This window comes from Paenibacillus sp. JT22N15, from assembly GCF_059383755.1.
On the sequence record NZ_JBXENV010000017.1, the window covers coordinates 134,198 to 150,247 of the forward strand.

General features: G+C 53.0%; 11 protein-coding genes and 1 other annotated feature. All 11 genes read left to right on the forward strand.

The window, feature by feature from the left end:
• Positions 1-3 precede the first annotated feature (3 nt).
• The 11 genes from AC50X8_RS27635 to AC50X8_RS27685 all read left to right on the forward strand — a co-directional run bounded on the left by AC50X8_RS27635 (position 4) and on the right by AC50X8_RS27685 (position 16,015).
• On the forward strand, positions 4-648 hold the full coding sequence (locus AC50X8_RS27635; protein ID WP_056039884.1) for a precorrin-2 dehydrogenase/sirohydrochlorin ferrochelatase family protein: 645 nt from the start codon (positions 4-6) through the stop codon (positions 646-648).
• Positions 649-1,623, forward strand: coding sequence for a hydroxymethylbilane synthase (hemC, locus tag AC50X8_RS27640; RefSeq protein WP_056039885.1), 975 nt, complete (start codon positions 649-651; stop codon positions 1,621-1,623).
• Between the two features lie 2 nt (positions 1,624-1,625).
• A complete protein-coding gene (cobA, locus tag AC50X8_RS27645; RefSeq protein WP_200931659.1) occupies positions 1,626-3,173 on the forward strand; it encodes a uroporphyrinogen-III C-methyltransferase in 1,548 nt (515 codons plus the stop codon).
• Positions 3,174-3,275: 102 nt separating this feature from the next.
• Positions 3,276-4,274 (forward strand): porphobilinogen synthase, encoded by a 999-nt coding sequence (gene hemB / locus AC50X8_RS27650; protein WP_056039889.1) that lies wholly within the window; start codon positions 3,276-3,278, stop codon positions 4,272-4,274.
• A 3-nt stretch (positions 4,275-4,277) separates the two neighbouring features.
• Positions 4,278-5,579 (forward strand): glutamate-1-semialdehyde 2,1-aminomutase, encoded by a 1,302-nt coding sequence (gene hemL, locus AC50X8_RS27655; protein WP_056039891.1) that lies wholly within the window; start codon positions 4,278-4,280, stop codon positions 5,577-5,579.
• Between the two features lie 54 nt (positions 5,580-5,633).
• Positions 5,634-6,608: an RluA family pseudouridine synthase gene (locus AC50X8_RS27660; protein ID WP_056039892.1), complete on the forward strand. Its 975-nt coding sequence runs from the start codon at positions 5,634-5,636 to the stop codon at positions 6,606-6,608.
• 131 nt (positions 6,609-6,739) lie between these two features.
• The gene (locus tag AC50X8_RS27665) at positions 6,740-8,284 is read left to right on the forward strand and encodes a LysM peptidoglycan-binding domain-containing protein (protein WP_494882772.1); all 1,545 of its coding nucleotides are present in this window, start codon (positions 6,740-6,742) and stop codon (positions 8,282-8,284) included.
• A 156-nt stretch (positions 8,285-8,440) separates the two neighbouring features.
• Positions 8,441-8,673: a binding site (T-box leader), on the forward strand.
• A 76-nt stretch (positions 8,674-8,749) separates the two neighbouring features.
• Positions 8,750-11,410 (forward strand): valine--tRNA ligase, encoded by a 2,661-nt coding sequence (locus AC50X8_RS27670; RefSeq protein ID WP_056039896.1) that lies wholly within the window; start codon positions 8,750-8,752, stop codon positions 11,408-11,410.
• A gap of 29 nt (positions 11,411-11,439) precedes the next feature.
• Positions 11,440-12,813: a bifunctional folylpolyglutamate synthase/dihydrofolate synthase gene (locus tag AC50X8_RS27675; RefSeq protein WP_494864033.1), complete on the forward strand. Its 1,374-nt coding sequence runs from the start codon at positions 11,440-11,442 to the stop codon at positions 12,811-12,813.
• 7 nt (positions 12,814-12,820) lie between these two features.
• Positions 12,821-14,221, forward strand: a complete 1,401-nt coding sequence (murC, locus tag AC50X8_RS27680; protein ID WP_056039899.1) for a UDP-N-acetylmuramate--L-alanine ligase — start codon at positions 12,821-12,823, stop codon at positions 14,219-14,221.
• A gap of 330 nt (positions 14,222-14,551) precedes the next feature.
• Entirely contained in the window at positions 14,552-16,015 is a 1,464-nt protein-coding gene (locus tag AC50X8_RS27685; protein ID WP_494882774.1) for a hypothetical protein, read from the forward strand.
• Positions 16,016-16,050: the final 35 nt, after the last annotated feature.

Below are 16,050 nucleotides of genomic sequence, written 5' to 3' on the forward strand. Positions count from 1 at the left end.
TTTATGAACGGCTACTATCCGGTCATGCTAAAGCTTCAGGGGTGCCGCTGCATCGTGGTCGGCGGCGGCCCGATTGCCGAGCGCAAGGTGCTAGGACTGCTTGAAGCGGGAGCCGATCAGGTGACGGTCATTGCGCTTGATTTCACTCCTCAGCTGGAGGAGCTTGCACGTGGCGGCCACATCGAGACAAAAGCAAGAGCTTATGCGAGCGGGGACGCGAAGGCGGCGCGGCTGCTGTTTGCCGCTACTGATCAGGCGGAGCTGAATTGCCAAATAGCGCTGGATGGCGAGCAGGCGGGCATTTGGGTTAATCGGGCAGATGAGGCCTCGGCTGGAACTTTTATTAATCCGTCGGTTGTGCGGCGCGGCGAGCTGGTCGTTGCCGTGTCGGCATCCGGGGCTAGCCCGGCATTGTCCTCACGTATTCGGGAGGAGCTGGCGCGGCAGTATGGTCCGGAATATATCGGCAGCACAGCTAGGCTGAAAGAGCTTCGTGAACGGGTGAAGCTCACCATTGGCGACCGCAGGCTGCGCAGCGAAGTACTGAAGCTTGCGGCGTGCGAAGCTCCAAGACAAAGCGAGGAAGACGGCGATATAGACGTATGGATTGAGCGGCTCATCGCAGCAACTGACAGGAGGAATACATAAATGGCAGCAAACAATAAGGATAAGCGTACCATTATTGTCGGAACCCGCCAAAGCGCACTCGCGCTTACGCAAACGGGACAAGTGATTGACGAGCTGAAACGAATCAGCGAGCAGCATGGCTTTGACTATTCGTTTGAAATTCGAAAAATCGTCACAAAAGGCGATCAAATTCTTGATGTGACCTTATCGAAGGTTGGCGGTAAAGGATTATTCGTCAAGGAAATCGAGCAAGCGCTGCTGGATGGCGAAATCGATATGGCGGTTCACAGCATGAAGGATATGCCGTACGAGCTGCCTGAGGGATTAATGAATGGTGCGATTCCGAAACGCGTGGATCCGCGGGATTGCCTCATTATGAAGCAGGGCGAAAGTCTCGCTGATTTGCCGCAAGGCGCAAAGGTTGGGACGAGCAGTCTGCGCCGTTCCTCTCAGCTCAAAAACTTGCGCCCTGACCTAGTCGTGGAATCCATTAGAGGCAACATTGATTCCCGGATTCGCAAGCTGGAAACGGAAGGCTTCGATGCGATCGTTCTAGCTGCAGCCGGGCTTAGCAGAATGGGCTGGGGAAACCGCATATCTGCCTTTTTGCCGGAAAAGGTGTCTGTGCCAGCTGTTGGGCAAGGCGCGCTTGGCATTGAATGCCGGGGGAATGACGGGCAGATTCGTGAGCTGCTTGATTTATTTAATGACAGCGAAACCGCTTATGCGGTTCGGGCCGAGCGGAGCTTTCTCGGCGCGCTCAATGGCGGCTGCCAAATTCCGATTGGCGCCCATGCGGTTGTGCATAAAGGGGCAGACGGCACGCTGGAAGGCGCTGAGCTGGAGCTGACGGGAATTGTAGGATCGGCGGATGGAGCAGTGCTGCTGAAGGAAATCAAGACAGGCAGCGATCCAGAGGTGCTGGGCAAGGAAGTGGCCGCAGCGCTCATAGCAAGAGGAGCGGACCGCATTTTAGCGGAAATCGGGGGATCGTAGTGATGGGGAAAGGTATCGTTTATTTGGTTGGGGCGGGTCCGGGTGACGCCAAGCTGATTACGCTGCGCGGCTTGGAATATTTGAAGAAAAGCGATGTTGTCGTCTATGACCGCTTGGCAAGCCCAAGGCTGCTTGCGCATATGAAGCCGGGTGCCGAGAAAGTATACGTAGGCAAGCTTCCCGATCGCCACACGATGAAGCAGGAGGAAATTAACCAGCTGCTTGTGGACCTTGCTTTGCAAGGCAAGGTGGTGACGCGGCTTAAGGGCGGCGATCCGACGATTTTTGGCCGCGTAGGCGAGGAAGCGGGACTGCTTAAGGAAAACGGCATAGGTTTTGAAATCGTGCCGGGCATTACTTCGGCGATCGCTGTGCCTGCTTATGCTGGCATTCCGGTTACGCATCGTGATTTTGCATCCTCCCTTTCGATCATAACGGGACACGAAAGCCCCGATAAGCTGGATCGCTCGATTTATTGGGACAAAGTAACGAATGCGACAGGAACGCTTATTTTTCTGATGGGCGTAGCCAAGATTGGTTATATTGCCGATCAGCTCATGAAGCATGGCAAGCCTGACACAACGCCAGTTGCACTGGTGCGCTGGGGAACGAGGGTCGAGCAGCAGACGGTTGTCGGCACGCTTGCTACGATCGAGCAAATTGTGCGCGAGGCGAATTTTCAGCCGCCGGCTGTCATTGTCGTTGGCGATGTCGTGCTGCAGCGCGAGCAATTGCAGTGGTACGAAAGCAAGCCGCTGTTCGGTACGCGCGTACTGGTGACGAGAGCGAGAGCACAGGCAAGCGAGCTGGCTGACCTGGTAGATGAGCTGGGCGGTGAGCCATGCGAATACCCTGTCATTGATATCCGCGAGCCTGAGGAGGCCGCAGCGGTCGCTACGCTGCGCGCTGCGCTTTCGGAAGCGGAGCAATATAGCTGGCTGATGTTCACGAGCGTAAACGGCGTGGACTATTTCTATCGTTGGCTGCGGCGTTTCGGAATCGATATTCGGCGCTTCCATAAGGCTAGAATCGCGGCCGTTGGCCCGAGAACAGCCGAAGCGCTGGAAAATCGCGGGCTGACTGCCGAGCTGCTGCCGGCCAAGTTTCAGGCAGAAGGGCTGCTGGAGCAGCTTGCAGGAGAGCTGCAAGCTGGCGAGCGGGTACTGCTGCCGCGCGGTGATTTGGCACGCGAGGTGCTGCCGCGCGAATTGGCGGCCAAGGGGCTGCTGCCAACGGAAATCGACGTGTACGAGACGGTACTTGCCGATACGCAGGATGATCAGGTGCTGGAATGGATCGACGAGAAGCAGATTCATATGATTACGTTCACCAGTTCCTCGACCGTAACGAATCTGCTGGAGAAGCTGCGCCGCAGCGGCATTAGCGATCCTGTACAGGCGATATTGGACATTCCGGCGATCAGCATAGGGCCGCTGACGTCAGCTACGATGAAGGAAGCAGGCTTGCGTGTAGCCGCAGAGGCCGAGCAGGCGACTATACCATCGCTTATCGATGCGATGATTAAGTTCCGCAGCGCGGAACGGGGATAAGGCATTATTATTTTAATATAAGCATTTATAAGTTGAGGCAAGGGCACAAGCTGTAATTGGCGCGACACAAGCTTCACAAAACAGTTGGAGGAGGAATGGAAGATGGCATTTCCTGTCGTAAGACATCGGAGATTGCGGCAATCCGCCGCTCTTCGCAGTATGGTGAGGGAAACGGCGCTTTCTGCTAATGATTTTATTTATCCGATTTTTGTGACGGTGGGCACGAACGTGAAGGAAGAAATCACATCGATGCCGGGCGTTTATCATTTTTCATTAGACCGCTTGGAAGAGGAGATCAGGGAAGTTGTTGCTCTAGGCATTCCATCCGTCATGCTGTTTGGCGTTCCTGCTGCGAAGGATAGCGAAGGCACTTCCGCATTTGCTCCTGACGGTATTGTGCAAGAGGCTATTCGTGCTGTAAAGGGCTGGGCGCCTGAGCTGCTCGTTGTAGCAGATACTTGCCTATGCCAATTTACTGATCATGGTCATTGCGGCCTTATCCATGTGCATGAGCGTACAGGCAATGCAGAGGTCGATAACGATGCTTCGCTGGTACAGCTCGTTCGCACAGCGGTTTCACAAGCTGAGGCAGGCGCGGATATGATCGCTCCGTCCAACATGATGGACGGCTTCGTTGGCGCTATTCGCGAAGGTTTGGATGAAGCGGGCTTTACTCATATTCCGATTTTGTCCTACTCGGTCAAATATGCTTCAGCTTTTTATGGCCCGTTCCGCGAAGCGGCACATTCAACACCGCAATTCGGCGACCGCAAGACGTATCAGATGGACCCTGCCAATGCGCGCGAAGCGCTGCGGGAAGCGGAGTCCGACGTCGTTGAAGGAGCGGATATGCTGATGGTTAAGCCAGCGCTTGCGTATATGGACGTTATTCGCCTGCTGAAGGAGCATTTTGATCTGCCAGTGGCGGCGTACAATGTGAGCGGCGAATATGCAATGGTAAAAGCGGCAGCGGCAAATGGCTGGATTGACGAGCGCGCTGTCGTATTGGAGACGCTGACCGGAATGAAGCGCGCGGGCGCGGACATTTTGATTACGTACCATGCGAAGGATGCTGCACGTTGGTTGAAAGGGGCTGAATAGTTGATGAGTCATTCATCTTCAGGCAGAAGCGATATTCGCTCACGCGAGGCATTTGCGCGGGCCAAGCAAGTGATTCCGGGCGGCGTGAACAGTCCGGTTCGCGCTTTTAAATCCGTAGGATTGAATCCGGTTTATATGGAGCGCGGCCAAGGCAGCCGCGTATTTGATATCGACGGCAACAGCTACATCGATTATGTTGCTTCATGGGGACCGCTCATTATGGGCCATGCGCATCCAGAGGTCGTTGAAGCGATCAAGCGTACCGCGGAAAAAGGCACCAGCTTTGGGGCGCCAACGGAACTGGAGACGCTGATGGCGGAGCTTGTGTGCGAGCGTGTGCCTTCGGTAGATGTGGTCCGGATGGTCAACTCCGGCACGGAAGCGACAATGAGCGCCTTGCGTCTCGCTCGCGGGTTTACGAAGCGCAGCAAAATCGTCAAGTTTGAAGGCTCATACCACGGACATGCCGACAGCCTGCTCATTAAAGCGGGTTCCGGTGTGGCGACGCTTGGCTTGCCGGACAGTCCCGGCGTTCCGGAAAGCATTGCCTCCCAGACGATTACGGTGCCTTACAATGATATCGAGTCGATCAAGCTCGTATTTGAAAAGTACGGCGAGGAAATTGCCTGTGTCATCGTCGAGCCGATTGCCGGAAACATGGGCGTTGTCCCGCCGCTTCCGGGCTTTCTGCAAGGACTGCGCGACATTACGGAGCAATACAGCAGCCTGCTTATTTTTGATGAAGTGATGACGGGCTTTCGTGTCCACTACAGCAGTGCGCAAGGTCTGTATGGCATTAAGCCGGATATCACTTGCTTCGGCAAGGTGATTGGGGGCGGACTGCCTGTCGGCGCATACGGCGGCAGACGCGATCTGATGGAGCTTATGGCGCCGAGCGGTCCGATTTATCAGGCGGGCACGCTGTCAGGCAACCCGCTGGCGATGGCTGCTGGTTATACGACGCTCAAGCTGCTGACACCGGAAACGTATGAGCTGCTGGAGCGCCAAGCGGTCCGATTGCAGCGCGGCTTTGAAGCGAATGCGCAGGCGGCTGGCATTGCTTCCACGATCAACCGTGTCGGCTCGATGGTTTGCCCGTTTTTCACCGAAACGCATGTCATTAATTACGATACAGCCAAAACAGCGGATTTAGAGCGCTTCAAGGTGTATTTTGCCGCTATGCTGGAGCTTGGCGTGAGCGTCGCTCCATCGCAGTTCGAAGGCATGTTTGTGTCAGCTGTCCATACCGATGAAGATATTGATGCAACGATTGCTGCAAACAGGGCTGCTTTGAGCAGGTTGTAGTTCTAGCAAGCAGCAATTTAGGCGATTGCATTCGAAAATAGGAGGTTTCATTCCATGCCAATGCTTCACTATAAGCGGGCGGGGGAGTGGCTTGAGCTCGATTGGCAGCAGCTGTCAGAAGGCTCATGGTCTGCACCAAATTATGACGGGCAACCTGGAGAACGCACCGGAACATTAGAGGCCGGCAGTCATCCGCATCAAGTGCGGCAGTGGCTGCTGGCCCGTTCTCTTTTTCCAGAAAAATGGATCAATCGGCTGTTCTCCGTTGGCGGAATCCGCTTTGATGGGCAGCGTCTGGGCTTGCTCGCCTTTCCCGCTGCGGACCCGCTTAGCGATCCCTTGTATCGTCAAGCGAGGCTGTCGCAAGGCAATCCCGTTCCAACCGTTCTTTTCGAGGATGATTTTTGCCTCGTGCTTTATAAGGAGGCAGGGATGCCTGTGCATGGCACAGGTGCCAATCAGGCGGGAACGCTGGATGAAGCGGCGGCTCGTCATATGCTGCTGCAAGGAGATCCGCTGCCTGTCCGTCATATCCATCGTCTCGATGATGATACATCGGGCCCCGTGCTTTATTCCAAAAATGATTTCGCCCAGTGGAAGCTGGACGAAGCGATGCGCCGCAAGGCGATCGACCGCCGCTATATGGCGTTTGTTCAAGGACGGCTGCGTCCGCCTGCGGGAACCGTTGACGCTCCGATTGGCAAGGACCGCCATCATCGCTCCAGACGGCGTGTGACCCAGGGCGGCGATGCCGCTGTTACCCATTATGAAACGGCCGAGATGTATGCCGGAGCGACGCTGGTCCGTTTGCAGCTGGAGACGGGACGTACGCATCAAATACGCGTCCATATGAGCCACTTGGGCCATCCCCTGATTGGGGATTCGCTTTATGGCGGCTCTGTGCAGCTGCTGAAGACGCAGGCGCTGCATGGCGAACGCCTTATTTTTGCCCACCCGTGGACAGATTCGCCTGTGGAAGTTGCGGCGCCAGAGCCCGCTTGGCTTCCCGAATTGCGAGCTAAATTATAGCCTCTGCAAAAGATAGTCATGCTCTCCCCCCTTTGCCCATATAGATAATTAGTGAGAGTAGCATTTTTAGCCCAAGCATTGTCTAAGAGACTGCGACGAAATGGGTCAGTATAGGGAGGGAGGACTTGAGCGTGACGGATCAAACGAAAGGCTTGCGCTTTGACGTGTATGAACGCGTGCATCTGTCGGATGAAGTTGCCGATATCGATGAACTGGAAGAAATTGAGCTTGTGCCTCGCATTCAGGTTGTTGAGCAGGGGGACCATGCGGTTTTGAAAGGCCAGCTGCTACTAAGCGGGGTATATCGCAGTACGAACGAAGCCGCTCCGCTTCAGGCATTGGAGCATTTCATTCCCGTCGAAATTACGATGCCGATGAACCGGATTTCACGGCTGGACGATGTGACGGTGGAAATTGATAATTTTGACGTGGATTTGCTTTCCTCGCGAACGCTTAACATTACCGGTGTGTTGTCGCTGCGCGGCATTCTTGTGGAGCCGCAGCAGGAAGTGGAGGAAGCGTGGCGCGAGGAGCCATTCACCGTCGTCCATGATCGCGTAGATACGAGCCAGGCTTCGTACGATGAGGAGCTTCAGCGTAGCGGCGGCGAACCATTTGCTGCTGACGAGGCGCAGGTGGCGGACCAGGCCGCTTATGGGCTGCAAGCTGAACCCTATTTTGCTGGACAGGAAGGACAATTGCCTTTCAGGGGGGAGCAGGAACAGAATCAAGGTTATAATGAGGCACAAGAGTATAATGAGGCACAAGAGTATAATGAGGCTCAAGTGTTTATTGGGGCTCAACAGTTCGCTGAGTCTGAATCCGAGATTGAGGCTTACAATGCTAGTAATGCATATAATGAGCGGACGTATGAAGCGGCTGATGAAAGCGAGGAAGCAGAAGGGCCGAAGGCTGGCGTTACGATCTCGCCTTCGCCGCGTGACGCAGGCTGGTCAGCAGCAGAGTGGTTTCAGGGGCAGGATCATTCCGGGGCACAGCCGAACTTTAACGCTAATTTCAATCCACCGCCTGCTTTTGCACAGCAGCCAGCCGTAACTGGGCTTGGTCATGGCATTGCGCAGGAAAGGCAGCAGGGAGCTTCTGCCTATCAACAGGCGGAGGACTTTGGCTGGAGCCCAGGGGGACAACCGCAGCAGGCAGAGGAAACTTACATTCCGGCGGGGGCAGAGCAAAGCAGCTACGACACATCCCCGTGGCAGGATAGCGAGCTGGAGCGTTTGAACGAATGGCAGGAGGCGGAGGAAGCTGGTGCGGAGCAGCAAGCGGAGCCGGAGAAGCAGGAGATGCGCATTGCCTTTGGCAGCAAGGCGCCGGAAGCAACTGGAGCTCCTGCATCAGGCGTCGGGCTTGTGACGCTGCTGCAAACGAGCAAGCGCGAGCAATTAGCGCGGCAGGCTGAGCAGGAGGCGGCGGATTATGCGCTTGAGCAGACGAAGGCTCAGCAGCCGGCAGGCGATGAAATCGAGTGGCGCAATTTATTTTTGAAGCAATCCGATGAGCATGAATTCCGTAAAATCCGGGTATGCATCGTGCAGCGCGACGAGACGCTGGAGTCCATTGCAGTGCGCTACAGCTTGAACCCGCGTGAGATTTTGCTGTACAACGGCTTGAATGAGTCGGCGGTATCGGAAGGGCAGCTGCTTTATATTCCGTAGCAGCAGGCTGTTAAATAAAAGGAGCTTTGACCTGTGAAATAACAGTCAAAGCTCTTTTTTATGTGCCCAGCAAGTATAAAAGAGCTTGAATGTGCCTTGTTGTTTGACTTTTTTTCACAAAGAGGGTATTATTAAATAAATATGTCTTAAAGTCAACGAACGACGTTGAAGGGGAAGAGTACGCAGCCAAGCCTTCAGAGAGCGGAGCCGTTAGTGCTGAGAGTTCCGCAGGATTTTACTCGTACAAGTCGCCCTGGAGTTGCTTGAATCAAGCGGATTGTTATTCGTTAATTCAAGCCGGCCACAGCCGTTATCTGTTTGAGTGCCGTGCAGCTGCAAGACGCGCGGAACAAAGGTGGTACCACGGAAGCTAACCTTTCGTCCTTTGCTATAAGGGCGGAAGGTTTTTTTGTATTCAAAATTAAAGTAATGATGCCATTATGCGATATGTGGAGGATGGAGCTTATGTCTGAAAATCAAACGACGCCGGCGATGCCGACGACCTACGACCCGAAAGCTGCTGAACTGAAGTGGTATGACTTCTGGATGGATGGAAAATTTTTTGAAGCGGGCAAGCGCCCGGAAGCCAAGACCTATACGATCGTTATTCCCCCGCCGAATGTAACGGGAATTTTGCACATTGGGCATGCGCTCGATTTCACTTTGCAGGATATTCTCATCCGCTTTAAGCGGATGCAGGGCTTTGATGCTTTGTGGCTGCCAGGAACGGACCACGCAGGCATTGCGACACAGACGAAAGTGGAGCAGAAGCTCCGCGAGCAAGGACAATCCCGCTACGATCTGGGACGCGAGGCTTTTTTGGAGCAGGTCTGGGATTGGAAGGAGCAATATGCGGGAACGATTCGCGGCCAATGGGCAAAAATGGGGCTGTCGCTTGATTATTCGCGCGAACGATTCACGCTTGATGAGGGGCTGTCGAAGGCTGTGCGCGAGGTGTTTGTACAGCTTTACAAGAAGGGCCTCATTTACCGCGGCAAAAAAATCATCAACTGGGATCCGGCTGCTAGAACGGCTTTGTCCGATATTGAGGTTGAGCATAAAGAGCTGAACGGTCATTTGTATCATTTGCAATATCCTTTGAAGGACGGCTCAGGGCATATTACGGTTGCGACAACGCGTCCGGAAACGATGCTGGGCGATAGCGCGGTTGCCGTTCATCCTGAAGATGAGCGATACCAGCACCTCATTGGTCAAATGATCGTATTGCCGGTCATTGGACGCGAGATTCCGATTATTGGCGACGAATACGTTGACAAGGAATTTGGCTCCGGCGCTGTAAAAATTACGCCTGCCCATGATCCGAATGACTTCGAGGTTGGCCTTCGTCATGATTTGCCGCAAATTATCGTTATGGACGAGTCCGGCAAGATGAATGCGGAAGCTGGCCCTTATGCGGGACTGGACCGTTTCGACTGCCGCAAGCAGCTCGTGAAGGATTTGCAGGAGCAGGGCGTGTGCGTTCAAATCGAGGATCACGTGCATCAGGTTGGCCACAGCGAGCGCAGCGGTGCGGTCGTTGAGCCGTATTTGTCCACGCAATGGTTCGTTGAAATGAAGCCGCTCGCGGAGCAGGCGATTAATGCGCAAAAATCCGGCGAAGGCGTAAACTTCGTTCCAGACCGTTTTGAGAAAATTTATTTGCAATGGATTGAAAATGTACATGACTGGTGTATTTCCCGCCAGCTGTGGTGGGGACACCGTATCCCTGCTTGGTATTGCGACGCTTGCGGTGAAATGCATGTTTCCGACGAAGACGTAACGAGCTGTTCTTCTTGTGGCAGCACGGAGCTGCGCCAGGACGAGGATGTTTTGGATACATGGTTCAGCTCGGGTCTATGGCCATTCTCGACGCTTGGCTGGCCAGAGCAAACCGAGGACTTAAAACGCTTCTATCCGACGAATGTTTTGGTGACGGGCTATGACATTATCTTTTTCTGGGTATCTCGAATGATATTTACTGCACTGGAGTTCACAGATCAAAAGCCGTTTAAGGACGTGCTGATTCATGGTCTTGTACGCGATGCGAACGGCAATAAAATGTCCAAGTCGCTTGGCAACGGCGTCGATCCGCTCGAAGTCATTGAACAGTACGGCGCAGATGCGATGCGTTATATGCTATCGACAGGCAGTACACCGGGGCAGGATTTGCGCTTCCGCTTTGAAAAGGTGGAGCAGTCGCGCAACTTTGCCAATAAAATTTGGAATGCGTCGCGCTTTGCACTGATGAATTTGGAAGGCTTCACCGCAAGCGACATTAATATTACCGGCAAGCTGGGTACGGCGGATCGCTGGATTTTGCACCGTCTTAACGAAACCGTTCGCGAAGTAACCCGCTTGATGGACAACTACGAGTTCGGAGAAACGGGCCGCCAGTTGTACAACTTCATTTGGGATGACCTATGCGACTGGTACATCGAGTTTGCGAAGCTTAACCTTTATGGCAGCGATGAAGAAGCGAAACAAGCGACTAAATCGGTACTCGCTTATGTGCTTGATCGCACGCAGCGTCTGATTCATCCGTTTATGCCTTACATCAGTGAGGAAATTTGGCAGCATCTGCCGCATGAAGGCGAGACGATTACGCTTGCAGCATGGCCGGAATACGATGCTGCGCTGGAAGCGCCTGAAGCGGTGAAGGAAATGGAGCTGCTGATGGATATTATCCGTTCGGTGCGTAACGTTCGCGCGGAAGTAAACGTGCCGATGAGCAAAAAAATCGAACTGATGATTAAGCCGACGAGCGAAGCCGAGGCGATCATTTTGACCCGCAATGATGAGTTTGTCCGCCGGTTCTGCGGAACCTCGAAGCTGGAGGCAGGTCTTGCGTTAGCAGCTCCGGATAAGGCGATGAGCAGTATTGTTACGGGCGCAGAGCTGTACTTCCCGCTAGCAGGGCTGATTGATATTTCGCAGGAAATTGCCCGCCTTGAGAAAGAGCTTGCGACGCTGAACGGCGAAGTAACCCGCATTGAGAAGAAGCTCGGCAATGAGGGCTTTGTAGCGAAGGCTCCTGCGAAGGTCATCGAAGAGGAACGCTCCAAAATGAAGGATTATGCGGACAAACGCGATAAGGTTCAAGCAAGAATCGCGGATTTACGCGGATAGACACCGGGAAGAAAGAAGGCGTTTCTACGATGACGAATCAGCTCTCGGGCCAGCCGGAAAGCGGCGGGCTGCAGTCGTACCAGGAAGCAGTAGATTGGATAAATGGTCTTATTCCTTTCGGGATAAGGCCTGGTCTTGAGCGAGTCCTGCTCTTAATGGAGCGGCTGGGTAATCCACATCGCAGACTGAAATTTATCCATGTGGCTGGAACGAACGGCAAAGGCTCTACCTGTGCTTTTTTGACGAGCACGCTTATTAAATGCGGTTATGATGTAGGTACGTTTACATCGCCATACATTACGAAGTTTACGAATCGTTTTCAATATAATAACGCTGATATTGAAGAGCAGACACTGCTTGAACTGTCGAATGTGCTAAAGCCTGTCGTTGAGGAAATTGCGGCAACCGAGCAGGGCTCTCCGACGATGTTCGAGGTGTCTACGGCGCTGGCCATCTTGTATTTCGCGAAGGTAACGTATCCCGATTATGTCGTATGGGAAACGGGGCTCGGCGGACGAATGGACGTTACAAATATTGTGACGCCCGTTCTCTCCATCATTACCAATGTCGGGCATGACCATATGGATCGCCTTGGCGATACGCTGGAGAAGGTAGCGGCGGAAAAGGCGGGCATTATTAAGCCTGGCGTTCCTGTCGTGAGTGCGGTTACGCAGCCAGAAGTGATCGAAGTTATTCGGCAAAAGGCGATTGATAGCAAAAGCTCGCTGTATTTATTAGGCGAGCAGTTCAGCGAGACGGCGCTTTCGGTTCGCGAGGATGAGCAAACGTTCCGTTTCGATGGGCTTTTCCGCCCTATCCATCCGCTCACGATCACGCTGAACGGCGCCCATCAGCGCACGAATGCAGCGGTTGCAGTGATGGCGCTTGAGGTGCTTCGCCAATATGCGGCTCTCATCGTGGAGGATGATGCGCTGGAGGAGGGGCTGCGCCTTGCGGCATGGCCTGGACGTCTGGAAATGGTGTCGCATTCCCCGCGTATTCTCATTGATGGAGCGCATAATCCTGAAGGGGCGGAGACGCTTGCTGCTGCGCTAAAAACAACCTATCGCTATGATCGTTTAATCCTAATGATGGGTATGCTGGATAATAAGAATCATCGTGAGGTTATGAAGCATATACTGCCAATAGTAGATACGCTAATTGTGACCGAGCCTGATTTTCGCAACAAAAAAGATGCGCAGGCGCTGGCTGATCTCATACGTTCTGTGCAGGGGAAAGAGGCTTTTGAGCTGATTGTAGAGCCTGACTGGAAAGCGGCGCTTCAGCAGCTGCAGCATTTGACCGGGGAAACAGACCTTGGGGTTGTGACCGGAACGCTTTATTTAATAGCGGACGTTCGCGCCCGCTTATTGTACAACTCGGATTCTGAAAAAGGTTGGTGAACCGTCTTTGAATACAGCAAAACATGTTCATTTCATCGGAATAGGCGGTTACGGGATGAGTGCTATCGCCCGCGTCATGCTGGAGAAGGGCTATACGGTAACTGGTTCTGATGTCGCTCGTCAGGAACTCACAGAGAAGCTGGTGGCGAAAGGCGCAAAAATCTATATCGGTCATGAACCGGAAAATATTAAAGGTGCGGAGCTTGTTGTTTACTCCACAGCACTGACCAAAGACAATGTAGAGCGGTGCGCAGCGGAGGCGCTAAATATTCCGGTGCTGCATCGCTCCCAAATGCTTGCCCAGCTGATGAATGAAGGCAAAGGCGTTGCCGTTGCAGGCGCTCATGGCAAGACGACGACCTCGTCGATGATTGCCCTTGTGATGGAAAACTGCGGAACGGATCCAACCTACATTATTGGCGGCGAGATCGTAAACGTGGGTACGAATGCAAAAGCCGGAAGCGGCGAATACGTAGTAGCGGAGGCAGATGAGAGCGATGGCTCTTTCCTGCATTACCATCCGTCGATTGCGATTGTAACCAATATTGAGCCGGATCATCTGGAAAATTATGACGGTGATTTTGGCAAGCTGAAAGATGCCTACGTTCAATTTCTGTCGCAGGTAAAGCCGGATGGCAAAGCTATCGTATGTGCTGACGATGACAATATTGACGAGATCATTAGCAAGCTGTATGCAAGTCAATCGCTCGATCCATCTCAGCTCGTTACTTACGGCATTGATGGCGAGGCCCAATACAAAGCGGAGCAAGTCGTACTGGGTGACCGTAAAGTATCGTTCCAATTAACCCATCTAGGGAAGCTCTTGGGCGAGGTTGAACTGTCTGTACCAGGTAAACATAATGTATATAATGCGATGGCTACTATTATTACCTGTCTGGAAGCAGGGCTGCCATTTGCACAAATTGCGGGCGCTATTCGTGAATTCATTGGGGCCAAGCGTCGTTTCCAAGTGCTCGGCGAAGTAGAGGACATTCTCGTTATTGACGACTATGCCCATCATCCAACCGAGATCAGCGCGACGATCAGTGCTGCCAAAGCGACGGGCAAACGGATTGTAGCTGTGTTCCAGCCGCAGCGCTACACGCGTACCTATTTCCTTCTCGACCAGTTCAGCCGGGCGTTTCCGGAAGCGGACGAGGTCATCATTACCGACATTTATTCGCCAGCTGGCGAGCAGCAAATTGAGGGCGTCAACTCGCAGAAGCTGGTTGAGCTTATTAAGACGAACAGCAATGCGAATACGACTTTTATTGCAACCAAGGAAGAAGTGCTGGAGTATTTGAAGACAGCTGCTTCGGCTGGCGATCTTGTCATCACGATGGGAGCCGGCGATATTTGGAAAACAGCGGATGCTTTGGCTAAATGGTTAAAGGCAGGCCGTAAATAAAGCAGGTATCCACTGCATGAGGCAGCTCCATTAAACGCTGGAAAACGTGAAAATCGTTTTCCAGCGTTTTTTGTTGCGTAATAAGAAGGAGCTGCACCCAAACGATGGCAATGTCTTTGACGCCATTTAAATAAAGTTTTCCAATGAGCTAGCGCAGCATTGAGGGGCTGGATACAATTCCCTTAGATTTTTATAGCAAAAAAGGTTGTCGACTGTACGAAACTTGAGGTAAGCTGCGAATGTTATTTACGTATCCGTTTGTTCATAATCATAAATCTCTTAATTGTCTCATAGAGTAGGAATAGAAGAATGAGACAAGGAGAGAATGACATGAACTCAAAAAACCGCATTACGTACCGTTTCGACCAAGCCGGACAAGCTTCGCGCTCCGAAAACAAGCAGATGGCCGCAGCGGAGTCAGCTGTGGAAGTTCCAGCTGCTGCTGCGCAGCCTAGTGCTTCGAAGCAGGGAGATTTTGCGAGAGTCATCCCCTTATATAAAAATACAGCCTCTTATTCAGATGCGCAGTTCAGTCCATGGAGCACCCAGGTCGATGAGGAGATGGATCAGCTGGAGCAGTTGATTCGCGAGTCGGATCATCACTTGCCTGACGAATCTAATACAGTGACTGTTAATCGTACCTATTCGCCTGCCGATTCGTCCATAGCATCGAAAACATCCAGACATGTCGCAGACAATGAGCCGCCTGCTTTCGTTTCTGAAGAGCAGCAAAGAGTGGAGGAGAAGGGAGTATTTAATGACCTTCAACAGCAGGTGCCTTCTCTCGGCGGTTCTAAACGCAATAGCGATGCAATGGAGCATGGGCCAGAAAATACCCGCTATGGATGGGCTGATGACGGCCAGCGGCATTCGCCTGAGCTTGATTTAGGCAACCGTCCGGTTCGCTCGATACGCAGGCTTGGACATTCGCCATCTTGGATCAATGTTTTTTTATCGGTAGCAGGGGCGCTGGCAACGGGAGCCTTATTCGGTTATTTGCTGTTGTCTTTATTTTTGGATTCCTCCTCGCTTAGCTCTTCTAATCCAGCGGGCGGGCAGTCGAGCGCGGTCAGCGGGAATCCAGCATCGCAAAATGCGGGAAATGGCTTGGGCACGGGAGCAGGTGCGGGAAATAGCGGAAGCTCAGCTGCGCCGCTTGAAACGGTGGAACTGGCCATTCAGCCACAGGCCTACCATTTGCTGCAATATGGCGTATTTAGCAACTCAGAGGGCAGAGATGCCGCAATGGAGGAGCTGGCTAGCAGGGGACTTGCTTCTGCTGCTGCGACAACAGCAGACGACTTTCGGGTATATGCGGGGATGGCGGGCGATCGCAGCAGGGCAAATGCGCTGAGCAAAATGCTGCCTGGTACCGAGGTATATGTGAAAGAGCTTATTGTTCAGGCACCAGAGCAGTTTCCTTTTACGGGGAAGGCGGCAACTGCAAGCAGTTTTTTTGAGCAGACGAATGCCTTGATAAGCATGCTGGATGATTTGGCGCTGGCCCAACTGGAGCAGCCGGTTCTTGCGCCGCTTGGCGAAAATGCGGTGAAGGCTTGGCGGACGGAGCATCAAAAATGGACGCTCAGCATAAAGGCGATGGAGTCTGGGATTCAAGACGAGGCGGGTAAAGCGTCGATGGGTGCGGTTGTTCAAGCGGTAAATACAGCGGCTTCGTCGCTTACGGAATATGATAAAAATCCTTCTCAGGCGCACTTGTGGTCGGTGCAGCGAGCTCTAATGGAAGCGATCCTGACACAAAAATCGTGGTTTGAGACTATACGCGCATTGTAAACGGAAATCATACTAAGGTATAATAGAGAGCAGTT

Excerpts from the sequence above, each read along its gene's own strand:
- AC50X8_RS27635 (WP_056039884.1), top strand. The coding sequence starts at position 4 with ATGAACGGCTACTATCCGGTCATGCTAAAGCTTCAGGGGTGCCGCTGC.
- hemC (WP_056039885.1), top strand. The coding sequence starts at position 649 with ATGGCAGCAAACAATAAGGATAAGCGTACCATTATTGTCGGAACCCGC.
- cobA (WP_200931659.1), top strand. The coding sequence starts at position 1,626 with ATGGGGAAAGGTATCGTTTATTTGGTTGGGGCGGGTCCGGGTGACGCC.
- hemB (WP_056039889.1), top strand. The coding sequence starts at position 3,276 with ATGGCATTTCCTGTCGTAAGACATCGGAGATTGCGGCAATCCGCCGCT.
- hemL (WP_056039891.1), top strand. The coding sequence starts at position 4,278 with ATGAGTCATTCATCTTCAGGCAGAAGCGATATTCGCTCACGCGAGGCA.
- AC50X8_RS27660 (WP_056039892.1), top strand. The coding sequence starts at position 5,634 with ATGCCAATGCTTCACTATAAGCGGGCGGGGGAGTGGCTTGAGCTCGAT.
- AC50X8_RS27670 (WP_056039896.1), top strand. The coding sequence starts at position 8,750 with ATGTCTGAAAATCAAACGACGCCGGCGATGCCGACGACCTACGACCCG.
- AC50X8_RS27675 (WP_494864033.1), top strand. The coding sequence starts at position 11,440 with ATGACGAATCAGCTCTCGGGCCAGCCGGAAAGCGGCGGGCTGCAGTCG.
- AC50X8_RS27685 (WP_494882774.1), top strand. The coding sequence starts at position 14,552 with ATGAACTCAAAAAACCGCATTACGTACCGTTTCGACCAAGCCGGACAA.